Annotated in this window: 11 protein-coding genes; 8 read left to right on the forward strand and 3 right to left on the reverse strand. The window is 68.6% G+C overall.

Features of this window, described 5'->3' with window-relative positions:
• The 3 genes from tldD to QQK25_RS13690 are packed head-to-tail and all read right to left on the reverse strand — an operon-like array spanning window position 1 to window position 6206.
• Window positions 1–1458 carry a metalloprotease TldD gene (tldD, locus tag QQK25_RS13680; RefSeq protein WP_284188410.1) on the reverse strand — a complete coding sequence of 486 codons (1458 nt, stop codon included), beginning with the start codon at window positions 1456–1458 and terminating at the stop codon, window positions 1–3.
• Window positions 1459–1473: 15 nt separating this feature from the next.
• Window positions 1474–2289 (reverse strand): carbon-nitrogen hydrolase family protein, encoded by an 816-nt coding sequence (locus QQK25_RS13685; RefSeq protein WP_284188411.1) that lies wholly within the window; start codon window positions 2287–2289, stop codon window positions 1474–1476.
• Complete coding sequence (locus QQK25_RS13690; RefSeq protein WP_284188412.1) at window positions 2286–6206, reverse strand: YhdP family protein; 3921 nt, start codon at window positions 6204–6206, stop codon at window positions 2286–2288. The genes QQK25_RS13685 and QQK25_RS13690 overlap by 4 nt, the downstream gene beginning before the upstream one ends.
• Before the next feature lie 148 nt (window positions 6207–6354).
• Here QQK25_RS13690 and glnE point away from each other — a divergent pair, with 148 nt between their 5' ends.
• The 8 genes from glnE to QQK25_RS13730 all read left to right on the forward strand — a co-directional run bounded on the left by glnE (window position 6355) and on the right by QQK25_RS13730 (window position 17183).
• Window positions 6355–9060 (forward strand): bifunctional [glutamate--ammonia ligase]-adenylyl-L-tyrosine phosphorylase/[glutamate--ammonia-ligase] adenylyltransferase, encoded by a 2706-nt coding sequence (gene glnE / locus QQK25_RS13695; RefSeq protein WP_284188413.1) that lies wholly within the window; start codon window positions 6355–6357, stop codon window positions 9058–9060.
• Window positions 9061–9310: 250 nt separating this feature from the next.
• Window positions 9311–11116, forward strand: coding sequence for a DEAD/DEAH box helicase (locus tag QQK25_RS13700; RefSeq protein WP_284188414.1), 1806 nt, complete (start codon window positions 9311–9313; stop codon window positions 11114–11116).
• A gap of 136 nt (window positions 11117–11252) precedes the next feature.
• Window positions 11253–13073, forward strand: coding sequence for an ATP-dependent zinc metalloprotease FtsH (gene ftsH / locus QQK25_RS13705; protein WP_284188415.1), 1821 nt, complete (start codon window positions 11253–11255; stop codon window positions 13071–13073).
• A gap of 29 nt (window positions 13074–13102) precedes the next feature.
• Window positions 13103–13801 (forward strand): META domain-containing protein, encoded by a 699-nt coding sequence (locus tag QQK25_RS13710; RefSeq protein ID WP_284188416.1) that lies wholly within the window; start codon window positions 13103–13105, stop codon window positions 13799–13801.
• A gap of 106 nt (window positions 13802–13907) precedes the next feature.
• The gene (locus QQK25_RS13715) at window positions 13908–14801 is read left to right on the forward strand and encodes a glutamate/aspartate ABC transporter substrate-binding protein (RefSeq protein WP_284188417.1); all 894 of its coding nucleotides are present in this window, start codon (window positions 13908–13910) and stop codon (window positions 14799–14801) included.
• Between the two features lie 203 nt (window positions 14802–15004).
• Window positions 15005–15745, forward strand: coding sequence for an amino acid ABC transporter permease (locus QQK25_RS13720; protein ID WP_284188418.1), 741 nt, complete (start codon window positions 15005–15007; stop codon window positions 15743–15745).
• Window positions 15746–15758: 13 nt separating this feature from the next.
• Entirely contained in the window at window positions 15759–16442 is a 684-nt protein-coding gene (gene gltK, locus QQK25_RS13725) for a glutamate/aspartate ABC transporter permease GltK (protein WP_284188419.1), read from the forward strand.
• A 12-nt stretch (window positions 16443–16454) separates the two neighbouring features.
• A complete protein-coding gene (locus tag QQK25_RS13730) occupies window positions 16455–17183 on the forward strand; it encodes an amino acid ABC transporter ATP-binding protein (protein WP_284188420.1) in 729 nt (242 codons plus the stop codon).
• The last annotated feature ends 352 nt before the right edge of the window (window positions 17184–17535 follow it).

Here is a 17535-nt window from a genome sequence, read left to right on the forward strand (position 1 = left end):
TCAACCTCCAGTTCCACCCACAGTCAGCCCGTCGATGCGCAGGGTCGGCTGGCCGACGCCCACCGGCACGCTCTGGCCGTCCTTGCCGCAGGTGCCGACGCCCGGGTCCAGCGCCAGGTCGTTGCCGATCATCGAGACGCGGGTGAGGCAGTCCGGGCCGTTGCCGATGAGCGTGGCGCCCTTCACCGGGCGGGTGACCTTGCCGTCCTCGATGAGATAGCACTCGGACGTGGAGAACACGAACTTGCCGGAGGTGATATCCACCTGCCCGCCACCGAAGTTGGCGGCGTAAAGGCCGTTCTTCACCGACGCGATGATCTCCGCCGGCTCGTGCTGGCCGGCCAGCATGATGGTGTTGGTCATGCGCGGCAGGGGCAGATGGGCGAAGGATTCGCGGCGGCCGTTGCCGGTGGGCGCGACGCCCATCAGGCGGGCGTTGAGCATGTCCTGCATGTAACCGGTGAGGATGCCGTCCTCGATCAGCACGGTGCGCTGGGAGGGGTTGCCCTCGTCGTCGATGGTGAGCGAGCCGCGGCGGTCCGGCAGGGTGCCGTCGTCCACCACCGTCACGCCCTTGGCGGCCACCTGCTGGCCGATGCGGCCGCAGAAAGCCGAGCTTTCCTTGCGGTTGAAGTCGCCCTCCAGCCCGTGGCCGATGGCCTCGTGGAGCAGGATGCCGGGCCAGCCGTTGCCGAGCACCACGGTCATCAGGCCGGCCGGGGCCGGGCCGGCGCCCAGGTTGACCCGCGCCTGATGCACCGCCGCCTTGGCGAAGCCCGCCAGCACGTCGTCGCTGAAATAGCCGTAGTCGTAGCGCCCGCCGCCGCCGCCGGAACCCTGCTCGCGGCGGCCGTTCTCTTCCATGATGACGCTCACCGACACCCGCACCAGCGGGCGCACGTCGGCCGCCAGATGGCCGTCGCTGCGCGCCACCAGCACGACTTCCCACGAGCCGACCAGGCTCGCCATCACCTCCTTGACGCGCGGGTCTTCGGCCCGGGCCATGGCTTCGAGGCGCTCCAGCAGCTTGACCTTGGCCACGTCGTCCAGCGAGCCGTGGGGGTTGTCGGCGCGGTACAGGGCCGGCGGACCTTTCTTGACGGCCTCGATCTTGTGGGCCTTGCGGCGGCCACTGTCGGCGATCGCGCGGGTGGCCGCGGCGGCATCCTTCAGGGCCTTCAGGCTGATGTCGTCGGAGTAGGCGAAGGCGGTCTTCTCGCCGGTGATGGCGCGCACGCCGACGCCCTGCTCGATGTTGAAGCTGCCCGACTTGACGATGCCCTCCTCCAGGCTCCAGGCCTCGGAGCGGTGGTACTGGAAGTACAGGTCGGCGTAGTCGAGCTTGTGCCGGAAGAGCTTGCCGAAGACCTTGTCGAGATCCTCGAAGTCGAGGTCGTAGGGCTTGAGCAGCAGCTTGCTGGCGATCTTCAGGGGGTTCTGCGGGGGATTCTTGCTCATGTTCGGGTGCGGCTTTCAGCTGATCTTTCGGTGTTTGAGGGCCGGCAGGCTGGCGCGGACTTCGGCGATGCGGGCGGGGTCCAGGTCGGCGACGACCACGCCGGGGCCTTCCGGCAGTCGCGCGACGATTTCGCCCCAGGGGTCGATGATGAGGCTGTCGCCCCAGGTGCGCCGGCCGCCCGGGTGGACACCACCCTGGGCGCTGGCGAGCACGTAGCACTGGTTCTCGATGGCCCTGGCGCGCAGCAGGACTTCCCAGTGGGCGCGGCCGGTGGTGTAGGTGAAGGCGGCGGGCAGGACGATCAGATCGACCTCGCCCATCGCCCGGAAGAGTTCGGGAAAACGCAGGTCGTAGCAGATCGACAAACCGACCGTGCCGCACGGGCCGTCGAAGGTGACCACATCGCTGCCCGGCTCGATGGTGGCGGATTCGTCATAGCGCTCGCCGCCCCGCACAAAGCCAAAGAGATGCACCTTGTCGTAGCGGGCCACGCGCCGGCCGGTGTCGTCGAAGACCATGGTGGTGTTGCGCACCTTGTCCGGCACATCGGCTTCGAGCGGGCAGGAGCCGCCCACCAGCCACACCTTGTGGCGGCGCGCGGCGTCTTTCATGAAGGCCTGGATCGGGCCGTCGCTGTCCCGTTCGCGGATGCGCACCTTGGCGGTTTCGTCAGGGGTGATGAGCGGAAAGTATTCGGGCAGCACGACGAGGCGCGCGCCGGCAGCGGCAGCCTCGCCGATCAGCCGGTCGGCCTCGGCGAGGTTGGCGTCCACATCGGGGCCCGACACCATCTGGACGGCGGCGATACGGCAGGAAGGGCGGTCGCTCATTGTTTATCCTCACGGGATGGATCGGCGCGGTCCGGGGCCCGGCGCGGCACCGGGGCGGGCGCGGCGGAGATCTTTTCAACCTTGGGATCGGACCATCCCCCGGTCACGGCGTATTCGAAGCTGAACAGTTTTTCCACCGGGTCGCGCAGCACCTTCTGGACAAGGTAGGCCGCAAGACCGACCGCCGGATTGATCACCCCGGTGGTCGCAATGGCAGAACCGAAGGCGACGGACTCGGACAGCGTCGGCTGGACGCGCACCCGCAGGTTCTGGGTTTCGCGGCCGGCGTCGGCCTCGCCGCTCATGAACACCCGCGCCGCGGGACCGAGGATCTCGAGGTCGTCAGTCCGGAGCACGCCCTGGTTCATCTGGATGCTACCGGAAATGCGGTCGAAGGCGAATCCTTCGGAAAACACGTCGCGGAAGTCCAGGGTGATGCGTCGCGGCAGCGCCTGCAGGCTGAGCACGCCGAGCAGGCGCCCGACGCCCGGTTCGAGCTGGGCGAACTGTCCGTTTTCTGCCTGCACGCGCATCTTGCCTCCGAGACTGGCGATGTGCAGCGCGGTCGGCGGGCCGTGCCACACCACTTCGCCTTCGAGTTCGCCCTTGCCGCGCCGCACGGCCTCGGGGTAGCCGAGACGGGCGAGCATCCTTTCCACATTGCTCACGTCGAGCTTGAAGCCGAGCCGGGTTTCCTCCCGGGCGCCCGGGCGCCACACGCCCTTGCCGGCCAGGCTGCCGTCCGGGTTGGTGATGGTGAGCTGGTCGAGCCGCCACAGGTCGCCCCGGTTGGCGGCCTTGAGTTCGAGCCGGCCGAGCTGGTGGCCACGCAGCACGAAGCTGTCGGCGGTCACGTCGAGCCCGGGCAGCTCGGACAGGCGTTCCTCGTCGGGCCGGGAAGTGTCGGCCGCGCCATCCTTGGCGCCGCTTCCCAGCGCCAGCTGGCGGAAACGGGCCTGGAGCCGGCCACGGCCCTGGTCGCGCCACATGATGTCGCCGGTGGCCTCCTTGCTCGACATCCGCGCCTGCCAGCCGCCTTCCTCCATCACCGCCCGAAGATTCACATCGCTGAGACGCTGACCGAGGATGCGAAGTTCGCCGGCCCGGAGCGCCAGCCCGGAAAGCGGAAAACCCGCATCGCCGGTGCCCGTCGGGTCGGCCGGGCGCTGCTGCCGCTCGGGGTTGCCCTCCAGCGCCTTGCGCCAGGCGTCGGCATCCAGCCGGTCGGCGGTGGCGGCCACCAGCACGCCCTTGTCGGCCAGCCGCACCGGCTCGTTGAGGGCGATCCCGCCGCGGGTGATGATCGCCTTGCCGTGCTCGAAGCGCCGCTGGAACTGGGCCTGGAAGACCGGCCCGGCGGCCAGCTTGAGCACGTCGCCCGTCACCCCGCCGCTACCCGGCGGCACGCTGATCTCGAAGCGGAAGGGCAGGCTGCCGGCGGCCGACTTGTTGAGCGGGTCGGGCAGGCTGGACACCACGCCCTGCAGGTTGCTGTCGAGCACGAACTCGACGCCGCCCTTCTTGGGCACCGTCACCGCGCCCTTCCAGGCGGCGCTGCCGGAAAGGTGGTCGAGGAGCGGCAGGTCGAGCTCCTGGCGCAGCGCGGCAACGCTCAGGCTGCCCTGGGCGTTGAGCACCACGCTGCCGTCCGGGCGGGTGCCGCCGGCCACGCTCACCGCGTCGCCCAGCACCTTCGCGACACCGTTCTTCACCGTGAGCTGGCTCTCGGTGAAGCCGATCCGCCCGCCCGCATCGGCAAAGACCGGCAAGGCCGGATCAACCTGCAGCCGGTTGCGGGCAAAGACGTACTCGCCGCGCACCTTCGACTCGGTCATCCGGTGCAGCGGCAACACCAGCTGCAGGCTCAGGTTGCCGGCGCCATCGACCCGGAAGGGGTCGGTGAAGTGGTTGATGCTGTCGCCCACCGGGCTCTGGGCGATGAAGCGCAGGAAATCCTGGCTCGGGCCGCTCGCCGCGCCGTTGATGGTGAGCACCGCGTCGTGCTCGAAATCCGGCAGCGCCACGCTCACGTCCTTCAGCTCGGCGCCGAAGATGCGACCGCGGTGGGCCTTGATGTTCATCCCCGCGCCCTCGAAGAGGAGTTCGCCGGAGATGCCGTCGATCTTCGGCCAGCCCTGGGCGTAATCGAGCTGGCCGTCGGTCACCCGGGCAGTGACACGGAAGGTGCCGTCCTTCGGGTTGCGGAAGGGGAATTTCGCCAGATCGCCCTTGAGCACCAGCCGCGCGTCCTGCGCCTTGCCGCCGACGAGGCTGTGCTGCAGCCAGTCGCGGGCGGCGCTGCCCACCACCGTCGGCATGTAGCGCCACACGGCGCGAGCATCGGCCTCGGAGAGGCGCGCCTGCAGGTCGATCTCGCCCGGCGTGTCGGCGTGGGCGCGGTAGCGCCCGGCGGCAGAACCGCGGGTGTCGCGGTTGGCAAAGTTGGCGCTGGCGAGGCTCACCTCCAGCCGCCCGTCCGGATGGCTCCAGCTGCCTTCGGCCGAGATCTCGGCCAGGGCCAGCTGCGGCTGGGGGAAGATCTGCGGCAGCTCAAGCGTGGCGTCGCGGCCGGTGAGGTTGAAGCGCCCCCCCCGCTCGTTGCCATCCACCCGCCCCGACAGCCCGGAGAACCCCGGCCACGCGCCCACCGGCTCGATGCCGAGCCCGGCGAAGCGCGCATCCACCGCGTAGCTGAGCAGCCGCCCGGCGTCATTGCTCCACTTGAGGTTAACCGGCGCGACGCTGCCCTGGGGCGCGAGACTGGCGAGCCGGGCACGGACGGCAGGGTCGAGGGGCAGACGCTCCGCCAGCCGCGACAGCACGCCCAGGTCGAGCCGGTTGGCGACGAACTCGCCGCGGGCCGGCGTGGCGCCGGATTTGTCGCGCAGGGAGAGGAAGAAATCGGTGGGCGCGAGGCTCAGGCCGTCCTTGCTCTCGAGACTGAGCTGGCGGCCGCTGGCTTCGGTGACACCGCCCTCGTCGTGATAGCGCAGCCGCCCGGACGCCCGCACCAGCGGGATGGGCTCCAGCTCGTTCGCCAGCCGGGCGCGGGCGTTGCTGAGGGCGAAGTCGGCGGTGACGCCGGTGGCGCGGCCGTCGGCGAACTCGAACCACACCCGCAGCCCGCCGGCGCCTTCGACCGCCAGCGGGTAATCCACCCACTGGCGCCACGCGCCCAGATCGGCGTAATCGAGCCCGGCGTAGAGCTCGCCACGCCATTCGGCGGGCTTGGCCGGATCGCGCCCGCGCAGGTCGCCGCGCAGGTCGAGGGTGGCCGCCAGACGACTGGGCGGCTGGGCGGTGAGGCCGAACCGGTGGTGGCTGCCGCTGTTGTCGAGGCGGAACTCCAGCTTGTCGAGCACCAGCTCGTCAGCCCCGCGCAGGGCGTCGCGCCAGCTGAGGCGAGCGTTGCGGATCTGGATGCGGCGCTGGTCGAACAGCCATTGGGCGAAGTCGCCCTTCTCGCCATCGGTCTTCACGGCCAGCCCTGCGACGAAGATCTGCCCGTCGGCGTCGCGGCGGATGGCCAGATCGGGGGAATCGATCTCCAGCCGGTTGAGGCGCAGCCGCATCAGCAGGAGCGACACCCAGGCCGGCTCCGCCTCCACGTGGTCGAGGGTCAGGGCAGGCTGGCCGGCGGCATCCTTGATGGTGAGCCCGCCGATGCGGAAGGTGGGATGCAGGCCGACCCAGTCGGCGGTGAGGCTGGCGATCTCCACCGGTCGGCCGAGGGAGCGGGACAGCAGATCGGCCACCTCGCCCCGGTAGGCCGGCACGTTGGGCAGCACGCCGTGACGGACGGCCAGGAAGGCCACACCGCCGACGAAATACGCCACCAGCGCCAGCACCGCCAGGCGATGCAGGCAGAAGCGCGGCAGGTGCAGCAGGGACGACAGGGAGAATCGCCGTTCGGTCACTCGGAAGGCAGGCGCGGGCCGCAGGTGGGATCAACAGCGCACCGCGGCGCACCGACGCATCCGGCATCAGGCTTGACGAAAATCAGTCCGGCAGACATAACTCGGGGCGAACATAGACAATCGCCCATTCTACCAATCGGCCCACGCCATGTCCGAACAGCCCAAAGATCCGGCAGCCAGCCTGCCCAAGCCCATCGAAGACGCCCTCGCCTGCTCGCGTTTCCTGCGCCGCCAGCTCGACAGCCGCAGCTGGCTCGGCCCGCGCCTCGCCGCCAGCATCGGCCAGCCCCTCGACGCCGCAGCCCTGCGGGATTTCCTGCGCGAAGAGAAGGTGGACGACAACACCCTCAAGCCCGTCCTGCGCCGGCTGCGGGCCTGGGTGATCTGCCACGTGCTGGTGCGCGACATCGCCCGCCTGGCCGATCTCACCGAGGTCACCGAGACGATGACGCTGCTGGCCGACATCGCCGTCGAGGCCGCCCACGACATCCTGCGCGAACAGCTCGTCGCCCGCCACGGCGTACCCCTGTCGGCCGACGGCCGGGAGCAGGAGTTCATCATCATCGGGATGGGCAAGCTCGGCGGCCGCGAGCTCAACGTCTCGTCGGACATCGACCTGATCTACGTCTACCCCGAGGACGGCAGCACCGCCGGCCCCAAGATCATCGACAACTTCGAGTTCTTCACCAAGCTCGGCCGCGGCATCATCCAGGCCCTCAACGACCTCACCGGCGACGGCCAGGTGTTCCGAGTCGACATGCGCCTGCGCCCCAACGGCGATTCCGGCCCGCTGGTGGCGAGCTTCGACATGCTCGAAAACTACTTCATCACCCAGGGCCGCGAGTGGGAGCGCTACGCCTGGATCAAGGCCCGCGTGATGACCGGCATCCGCGGCGCCGAGCTCAACGCCATCGCCCGCCCCTTCATCTTCCGCAAGTACCTGGATTTCGGCGCCATCAACGCCATGCGCGACCTGCACGCCCAGATCCGCCGCGAAGTGGCCCGCAAGGACATGGCCAACAACGTCAAGCTGGGCCCCGGCGGCATCCGCGAGATCGAGTTCCTGGCCCAGGTGTTCCAGCTCATCCGCGGCGGCCGCGACACCGCGCTGCAGATCAAGCCCACCCTCAAGGTGCTGGCGCGGCTCGCCGAGCGCGGCATCGTCACGCCCGAGGCCGAGCGCGAGCTGGCCGTCGCCTATGACTTCCTGCGCCGGGTCGAGCACCGCCTGCAGTACATGGACGACGCCCAGACCCACAACCTGCCCACCAACCCGGCCGACCAGGCGATCCTCGCCCGCTCGATGAGCTTTGCCTCCTACGAGGCCCTGCTCACCGAACTCGACGACCACCGGGAGGCCGTCGGCCGCCACTTCAACAGCGTCTTCGGCAACCCCACCGAAGCCGGCCACAACCTCGACACCCTGTGGGCCTCCGCCTGCGACGAAGCCCGCGGCACCGAGGAATTCCAGCGCCTCGGCTACCCCGACCCGGCCGCCGCCGCCCGGCGCCTCGCCACCCTGCGCAGCGGCAACCGCTACCAGCAGATGCCGCCGTCCATCAAGCAGCGCTTCGACCCGCTGATCCCGCGGGTCATCGAGGCAGCCGCCGAAACCGCCCATCCCAACGCCACCTTCGAGCGCCTGCTCGACCTGCTCGACGCCATCAGCCGCCGGGGCGCCTACCTGGCGCTGCTCCAGCAGTATCCGCAAACCGTGCACAAGATCGCCGAGCTGGTGAGCGCCTCGGCCTGGGCCGCCCAGTTCCTCAACCAGCACCCGATCCTGCTCGACGAAGCCATCGACCCGCGGATGCTCGAAGAGGAACTCGACCTGCCCGCCTTCCGCACCGATCTGGCCCGCCAGCTCGACGAGCTCGAGCCGGACATGGAACGCCAGATGGACCTGATGCGCGAGCAGCACCACGCCCAGGTCTTCCGCCTGCTCACCAAGGACATCGCCGGCAAGCTCACCGTCGAACGCCACGCCGACTTCCTCTCGGCGCTGGCCGACATCATGGTGGACCTGGCCGTCACCTGCTCCTGGCGCAAGATCAAGAACCGCCACCGGGACGCGCCTCAGTTTGCGGTGCTCGCCTACGGCAAGCTGGGCGGCAAGGAGCTCGGCTACGCCTCCGACCTCGACATGGTCTTCGTCCATGACGACGATGCCCCCGAAGCCGCCGAGATCTACACCCGCCTCGGCCAGCGCACCAACACCTGGCTATCCACCCAGACCCCCGCCGGCCAGCTCTTCGAGACCGACCTGCGCCTGCGCCCCAACGGCGACTCGGGGCTGATGGTGGTGTCCCTCGACGCCTTCCGCCAGTACCAGCTCGAGAACGCCTGGGTGTGGGAACACCAGGCCCTCACCCGCGCCCGCTTCTGCGCCGGCGATCCGGCCATCGGCCGCAAGTTCGAGGCCATCCGCATCGAGGTGCTCAGCCAGCAGCGGGATCTCGCCAAGCTGCGCGAAGAGGTCATGGCCATGCGCCTGAAGATGTTCGATGGCCACCCCAACAAGACCAGCCTCTTCGACCTCAAGCACGACCGCGGCGGGCTGGTGGATGTGGAGTTCATCGTCCAGTATCTGGTGCTCGGCTATTCCCACGCCCACCCCAGCCTCACCGGCAACCTGGGCAACATCGCGCTGCTCGGGATGGCCGGCGAGCTGGGCCTGATCCCTGCAGATCAAGCCGCCGTCGCCGCCGACAGCTACCGCGAGTACCGCCGCCTGCAGCACGGCCTGCGCCTCAACAACCAGGCCTCGCGGGTCGACCCCGACCTCGTCGCCGACATGGCCGCCGGCGTGCGCGCCCTCTGGAACCAGGTCTTCGACGACAGCCTGCCGGTCTGACCAGCCGGCCGCGCGGATGGCGCGGCGGGGAGGACGAACTCCACGCCGCGCCATATCAAACCGCAAAAAAAGTCAACACAAGCCCCGCCAAAGCCGTACAATCCGCCGTCCGTACGCCAACCAATCAGCGTACCGGCCTCCCATCATTCGTTTCGTCCGATCCAAACGCGATCACGAACACTCGTTGCGCCCGCCCCGATTGGTGCCGCTCATCTCAAGCGGTCAGGCCGTCGCAGGAGCACACAATCCAATGACCCAACCCCAGCCCGCCGCGCAAGCGGCAGGGACGATCGGCTTTGCCGATCTGGCCCTCAGCGCCCCCATTCAGCAAGCCATCGCCGAAACCGGCTACACCACCCCCACCCCGATCCAGGCCCAGGCGATTCCGCAAGTGCTCGCCGGCGGTGACCTGATGGCTGCCGCGCAAACCGGCACCGGCAAGACCGCCGGCTTCACGCTGCCGATCCTGCACCTGCTCTCCGAAGCCCACGCCCATAACCAGAAACCCGGCCGCCCCCGCTGCCTGATCCTCACCCCGACGCGCGAACTCGCCGCCCAAGTCGAGGAATCGGTCCAGACCTACGGCAAGCACCTGCCCCTCACCTCGATGGTGATGTTCGGCGGCGTGGCCATCAACCCGCAGATCACCCGCCTCAAGAAGCGCATCGACATCCTCGTCGCCACGCCCGGCCGCCTGCTCGACCACAACACCCAGGGCACCATCGACCTCTCCGGCGTCGAGATCCTGGTGCTGGACGAAGCCGACCGCATGCTCGACATGGGCTTCATCCGCGACATCAAGAAGATCCTCGCCCTGCTGCCCAAGAAGCGCCAGAACCTGCTGTTCTCGGCCACCTTCTCCGACGAGATCAAGGCCCTGGCCGACGGCCTGCTGCACAACCCCGGCTTCGTCGAGGTCGCCCGCCGCAACACCGCGTCCGAGCTCGTCCAGCAGTCGGTGCACCTGTGCCCGCAGAAGCAGAAGCGCGAGCTGCTGGCCTTCCTCATCAAGAAGCACCAGTGGTTCCAGGTGCTGGTGTTCACCCGCACCAAGCACGGCGCCAACAAGCTGGCCGAATACCTCGCCAAGCACGACATCCCGTCCGCCGCCATCCACGGCAACAAGAGCCAGTCGGCCCGCACCCGCGCGCTGGCCGACTTCAAGGACGCCAAGCTGCAGGTGCTGGTCGCCACCGACATCGCCGCCCGCGGCCTCGACATCGACCAGCTGCCCCAGGTGGTCAACTTCGAGCTGCCCAACGTGCCTGAAGACTACGTCCACCGCATCGGCCGCACCGGCCGCGCCGGCTCCAGTGGCGCCGCGGTGTCGCTGGTCGATCGCGACGAGCTGCCGCTCCTGAAGGACATCGAGCGCCTCATGAAGCGCCTCATCGACAAGGTCGAGGTGCCCGACTTCGTGCCCTCCGCCGCGCCGGCCGAATCCGACGAGCGTCCGCCCCGCGAACCCCAGGGCCCCCGTCAGGGCCAGGGCAAGCGCGGTGGCAGCCGCGGCGACCGCCAGGGCCAGCCGCAAGGCCAGGGCGCCAAGCAGGGCGAAGGCCCGCGCCAGGGACAAGGGCAAGGACAGGCCAAGCCCAAGGCTCAGGGACAAGCCCAGGCTCAAGGCCAGGGCCAGGCCCGTGGCCCGAAGCAGGGCGACGGCCAGCCCCGCCAGGGCGCCAAGCCCCAGGGCCAGGGCCAGCGCGCCCGCCCGGCCCAGGCTCAGGGCGAAGGCCTCGGCAACCAGCAGGCCCCGCGCCCCGCCCGCAAGGAGGGCGGCTCGCAGGTGGACGACGATTTCGGCAACCGCGTCGACTACCAGCCCCGCGCCCGCAACAACTACCGCGACCCCGAAGCCAACATGGGCGGTCACCGCCACGGCAACGGCTTTGGCGGCAAGGGCAACGGCGGCAACCCCAACCGCGGCACCCCCGCCGCGCTGGACGAAGCCCGTCGCTCGCCGGTCACCCTCACCGGCCGCAAGCCCGGCGAGGTGAAGCCGCCCGCGCTGTTCACCAGCCCCCGCGGCGGTGGCAACGGCGGCAACAACCGCTGATCGCCGCCCTCGGCACCCAGAAAAAGGCACCCTCGCGGTGCCTTTTTCCTTTTTGACGCCCCATCGGCCGGCAACGCGCCTTGAACCCGGCCGAACCGGCCTCATCTAATCGAAACCTGTCTCATCCGGCCCTGCCATGGAAAAGAAAACCCAGTTCAGCCTCTGGTACTTCGTGTTCGCCCTGTTTGCCGTGTTCACCCTGCACGACCTGTGGGTGCAGGTGCGCACCGTCGAACCCCTGCCCTACAGCGAGTTTCAGCGGCTGGTGAAGGCCGGCGAAGTCACCGAGATCAGCATCGCCGACAACACCATCCAGGGCAGCCTCAAGACCCCGCTGCAGGACGGCCGCCAGAAGTTCGTGACCACCCGGGTCGACCCGGCGCTGGCCAAGGATCTCGCCCAGTACGACGTGAAGTTCACCGGCGTGGTGGAAAACACCCTGCTGAAGGACGTGATCGGCTGGGTGCTGCCGGCGGTGATCTTCGTGGGCATCTGGATGTTCGCCATGCGCAAGTTCGCCGACAAGCAGGGCATGGGCGGTGGCGGCTTCATGAACCTCGGCAAGAGCAAGGCCAAGGTGTACGTGGAAGCCAACACCGGCGTCACCTTCGACGATGTAGCCGGCGTGGATGAGGCCAAGGACGAGCTGAAGGAAGTCGTCGGCTTCCTGAAGGACCCGAAATCCTACGGCCGGCTGGGCGGCCGCGTGCCCAAGGGCGTGCTGCTGGTCGGCCCGCCGGGCACCGGCAAGACGCTGCTCGCCAAGGCCGTGGCCGGTGAGGCCGGCGTGCCCTTCTTCTCGATCTCCGGCTCCGAGTTCGTCGAGATGTTCGTCGGCGTGGGCGCCGCCCGCGTGCGCGACCTCTTCGAGCAGGCCCGCGCCAAGGCCCCGGCGATCATCTTCATCGACGAGCTCGACGCCATGGGCCGCGCCCGCGGCGCCTTCGCGATGGGCGGCCACGACGAGAAGGAGCAGACCCTCAACCAGCTGCTGGTCGAGCTCGACGGTTTCGACTCGTCCTCGGGCCTCGTGCTGCTGGCCGCCACCAACCGCCCCGAAGTGCTCGACCCGGCCCTGCTGCGCGCCGGCCGCTTCGACCGCCAGGTGCTGGTGGATCGCCCCGACAAGAAGGGCCGCATCGCCATCCTCGCGGTGCACATGAAGAAGATCACCCTGTCACCGGACGTGGACGCCGAGAAGGTCGCCGCCCTCACCCCGGGCTTCTCCGGCGCCGACCTCGCCAACCTGTGCAACGAGGCCGCGCTGGTGGCCACCCGCCGCAATGGCACGGGCGTGACGGTGGAGGACTTCACCGTGGCGGTCGAGCGCATCGTCGCCGGCCTCGAGAAGAAGAACCGCGTGCTCAACGAACACGAGCGCACCGTCGTCGCCTACCACGAGATGGGCCACGCCCTGGTGGCGATGGGCCTGCCCGGCACCGACCCGGTGCACAAGATCAGCATCATCCCGCGGGGCGTGGGCGCCCTCGGCTACACCATCCAGCGCCCCACCGAGGATCGCTTCCTGATGACCCGCGCCGAGCTGGAGAACAAGATGGCCGTGCTGCTGGGCGGCCGCGCCGCCGAGCAGATCGTCTTCGGCGAAGTCTCCACCGGCGCCTCCGACGACCTGCAGAAGGTCACCAGCATCGCCCGCTCCATCGTGATGCGCTTCGGCATGCACGCCGGGCTCGGCAACGTGGCCTACGACACCGAGAAGAGCAACTTCCTCGGCCAGAACGCCAACCCGCCCCAGGAGCGCAGCTACTCCGAGGAGACCGCCCGGGAGATCGACTGCGCGGTGCGCGAGATCGTCGCCCGGGCCTTCGAGCGCAGCGTGGCGATCCTCACCGAGCGCCAGGCCATCCTCGAAGACACCGCCCGCGACCTGCTGGCCCGCGAAACCCTCGACGAAGCCGACCTCAAGGCGATCCACGCGCGGGTGACGGCGGCATAATCGGGGCTTTGCCGCTTCCGGAGCCCGCCATGCGCCCCACTGTCTTCATCGCCCTGCTTGCCAGCCTCGCCGCCAGCGCCCCCGCGCTGGCGGCCCCCGACAGCCACGCGAAGCCGGCCGGCGTGCAGACCGGCATCTTCGTGTACTTCGCCGATGCCGGCCTGTTCACCCGCTGCAGCGACGGCCGCCGGCTGCCGGTGGCCCAGGAAGGCGCCAACCTGGCGCTGGAACGGGCCTATGCCGCCCACCGCAGCCAGCCCGCCGCCCCGCTGGCGGTGAGCCTCGCCGGCCACCTCGAAACCCGCCCCGGCCCCGAAGCCGGCCGCATCGAGATGCTGATCGTCGGCCGCTTCGACCCCGCCCTGCCCGGCCAGGGCTGCCCCAACGCGGCCGACCTGCCCACCACGCGCTGGACCCTCGATAGCCTGCCCGGCAGCAGCGTCACGCTGCCCGCCGGCCCGCGCGCCCCATCAATCCAGTTCGACGCCGAGCGGCGCCGGGTCACCGGCACCACCGGCTGCAACCGCATGAGCGGCGAATACCGCAGCTGGGGCGGCACCGGCCTCAGCATCCTGCCGCTGGCCACCACCCGCATGGCCTGCCCGGAGATGGCGGTCGAATCGGCCTTCCTCCAGGCGCTCTCCCGGGCCACCCACCGCATCCAGGCCGCCGACCGGCTCGAGCTGCTCGCCGACGGCGTGCCGGTGGCCCGCTTCGTCGCCCACTGAGAGCCGCGCCCGGCCTGCAATTGACGCCCACAGCCGGCGCCGGCTGGGGCACAATCGGTGCGAACGAGCCTGTCGAACCCTCGATCCCGAACCGGAGGAACTGCCCATGTCCCGTCTTTCCAAACTCGCCCTTGTCACCACCGCAGTCCTGCTGGCCCAACCGGTGCTGGCCCAGGAGTCGCCGACCCTCAAGAAGATCAAGGAAACCGGCACCATCGCCCTCGGCCACCGGGAATCCTCGATCCCCTTCTCGTACTACGACGACAAGCAGCAGGTGGTGGGCTATAGCCAGGAGCTGATGCTGAAGGTGGTCGACGCGGTGAAGGCCGAGCTCAAGCTCGCCAGCATCCAGACCAAGCTCACCCCGGTCACCTCCCAGAACCGCATCCCCCTCGTCCAGAACGGCACCATCGACATCGAGTGCGGCTCCACCACCCACAACACCGAACGGGCCCGCCAGGTCGCCTTCTCCAACACCATCTTCATCATCGGCACGCGCCTGATGACCAAGAAGGATTCCGGCGTGAAGGACTTCCCCGATCTCGCCGGCAAGAACGTGGTGACCACCGCCGGCACCACCTCCGAGCGCCTCATCCGCAAGATGAACGAGGACAAGAAGCTCGGCATGAACATCATCTCCGCCAAGGATCACGGCGAAGCCTTCCTCACGCTGGAAACGGGCCGCGCCGTCGCCTTCATGATGGACGACGCCCTGCTCTACGGCGAACTCGCCAAGGCCAAGAAGCCCGCCGACTGGGCCGTGGTCGGCATGCCCCAGAGCTTCGAAGCCTACGGCTGCATGATGCGCAAGGACGATCCAGGCTTCAAGAAAGTGGTCGACGCCGCGCTGTCCAAGGCCATGACCTCCGGCGAAGCCGAAGCCATCTACAAGAAGTGGTTCACCCAGCCCATCCCGCCCAAGGGCCTGAACCTCAACTTCCCGCTCTCCGACGCGATGCTCAAGCTCTACAAGGCGCCCAACGACAAGCCGTTCGAGTGATGGGAAATGGGGAGTAGGGAGTGGGGGCGGAGCCCCTTTCCCGGCCTCCCAGCACCCACTCCCCATTTCCCATTTCCCATTGCCCACTCATTCATCTGGGTAGCAGGGAATAAGGAATGGGGTGGCGCCACACCCTGCAGTCCCCTCCCGCCCACTCCCCACTCCCCATTACCCATTACCCACCTCCCACTTCCCACCAAGCCATGAGCTACAACTGGAACTGGAGCATCTTCTCGAGCCCGGTACCGACCGGCGAGACCACCTATCTGGGGTGGATGCTGGCCGGGCTGCAGACCACCGTGGCCCTGTCCCTCTCGGCGTGGGTGATCGCCCTTTTGCTGGGCAGCCTGATGGGCGTGCTGCGCACCGTGCCCCACAAGGGCCTGTCGCGGCTCGCCGGCGCCTATGTGGAGATCTTCCGCAACATTCCGCTGCTGGTGCAGTTGTTCATCTGGTATTTCGTGCTGCCCGAGCTGCTGCCCTTCGGGCTGGGCGACGCCTTCAAGCAGAAGCTCAATCCGCTCACCCAGCAGTTCGTGGCGGCGATGGTGTGCCTGGCCTTCTTCACCAGCGCGCGGGTGTGCGAGCAGGTGCGCTCCGGCATCGACGCCCTGCCCCGCGGCCAGAAGAGCGCCGGCCTCGCGCTGGGCTTCACCCTCGGCCAGACCTACCGCCACGTGCTGCTGCCGATGGCCTTCCGGCTGATCGTGCCGCCGCTCACCTCCGAGTTCCTCAACATCTTCAAGAACTCCGCGGTGTGCTCCACCATCGGCCTGCTCGAGCTCGCCGCCCAGGGCCGCCAGCTGGTGGATTACACCGCCCAGCCCTACGAATCCTTCATCGCCGTCACGGTGCTCTACCTCCTCATCAACGTGGTGGTGATGAGCCTGATGCGGGTGGTCGAGGCGCGGACCCGGGTGCCGGGCTACATCGGCGGCAAATGAGGAGACGCATGCGATGAACTACGAATTCGACTGGTCCTCCATCCCCGGCGCGCTGCCCTTCCTATGGGAGGGCATGAAGGTGTCGCTGGAGATCACCGTCACTGCGGTGATCGTCGGCATCGTGTGGGGCACCCTGCTGGCGCTGATGCGCCTGGGCACCATCAAGCCGCTGGCGTGGTTCGCCGCCGGCTACGTCAACCTGTTCCGGGCGATCCCGCTGGTGATGGTGCTGCTGTGGTTCTTCCTGATCGTGCCGCAGCTGCTCAAGGGTTTCCTCAACCTCGCCCCCAACACCGACGTGCGGCTCACCTCGGCGATGGTGGGCTTCGCGCTGTTCGAGTCGGCCTATTACTCCGAGATCATCCGCGCCGGCATCCAGAGCGTGCCCAAGGGCCAGGTGTCGGCGGCGTCGGCGCTGGGCATGACCTACGCCCAGGCGATGCGCCTGGTGGTGCTGCCCCAGGCCTTCCGCAACATGGTGCCGCTGCTACTCACCCAGGCCATCGTGCTGTTCCAGGACACCTCGCTGGTGTATGTGTCGGCGCTGGCCGACTTCTTCGGCGCGGCCTACAAGGTGGGCGACCGGGACGGCCGGCTGGTGGAGCTGCTGCTCTTTGCGGGCGCGGTGTATTTCGTGTTGTGCTTCTCCCTGTCGCAGGTGGTGCGGCGGCTGCAGAAGCGGATGGCGACGGTTTAGGACTCAATCCAGATGATCACGATCGACAAGGTTTCCAAGCACTACGGCAGCTTCCAGGTGCTCACCGACTGCAGCACCCGGGTCGCCAAGGGCGAGGTGGTGGTCGTCTGCGGGCCGTCCGGCTCGGGCAAATCCACCCTCATCAAGTGCGTCAATGGCCTCGAGCCCTTCCAGTCCGGCACCATCCACGTGGACGGCATCTCGGTGGGCGACCCGAAGACCAACCTGCCCAAGCTGCGCAGCCGGGTGGGCATGGTGTTCCAGCACTTCGAGCTCTTCCCGCACATGAGCATCACCGAGAACCTCACCATCGCCCAGGAGAAGGTGCTCGGCCGCAGCAAGGAAGAAGCCCGCGCCAAGGGCGTGGGGCTGCTCGACCGGGTCGGCCTCAAGGCCCACGCCGACAAGTTCCCCGGCCAGCTCTCGGGCGGCCAGCAGCAGCGCGTGGCGATTGCCCGCGCCCTGTCGATGGACCCGATCTGCATGCTCTTCGACGAGCCCACCTCGGCGCTGGACCCAGAGATGATCAACGAGGTGCTCGACGTGATGGTCGAGCTCGCCCAGGAAGGCATGACCATGATGTGCGTCACCCACGAGATGGGCTTTGCGCGCAAGGTGGCCAACCGGGTGATCTTCATGGACCGCGGCCACATCGTCGAGGACGACACCAAGGAAGCCTTCTTCGCCAACCCGCGCTCCGAACGCGCCCAGCAGTTCCTGGCGAAGATCCTGCAACACTGACCGAAGGGGCGCGCGTGCTCCTCGGAGGTCCGACCATGCCCCTCAAAGGTGCAGCGCCGGACCTCAGACCCGCATGCACGGACCTCGGACATCCGAGGTCGGACCGCTGAGGTGCAGGCGTGCATCTTTTTTGGGCACGCCTGCACCCTGGAGGTTCGATGCCGAACCTCAGACCTGCACACATGCAGCTCAGACCCGCAAGGTCGGACCGCCAAGGCCCACGCTTGCACCTTTTAGGTGCAGCATTGGACCTCATGTAGTGGTCAAGTAATACCGGACACCTCGATAGGGTGCTGTACTGCGGTTTTCCGTTCATAGGCCGTGGGCGGCAGGTAGCCCAGCGTCGAGTGCA

The sequence above is a fragment of the Zoogloea oryzae genome (assembly GCF_030161255.1).
In the GTDB taxonomy this organism is placed as follows: Bacteria; Pseudomonadota; Gammaproteobacteria; order Burkholderiales; family Rhodocyclaceae; genus Zoogloea; species Zoogloea oryzae.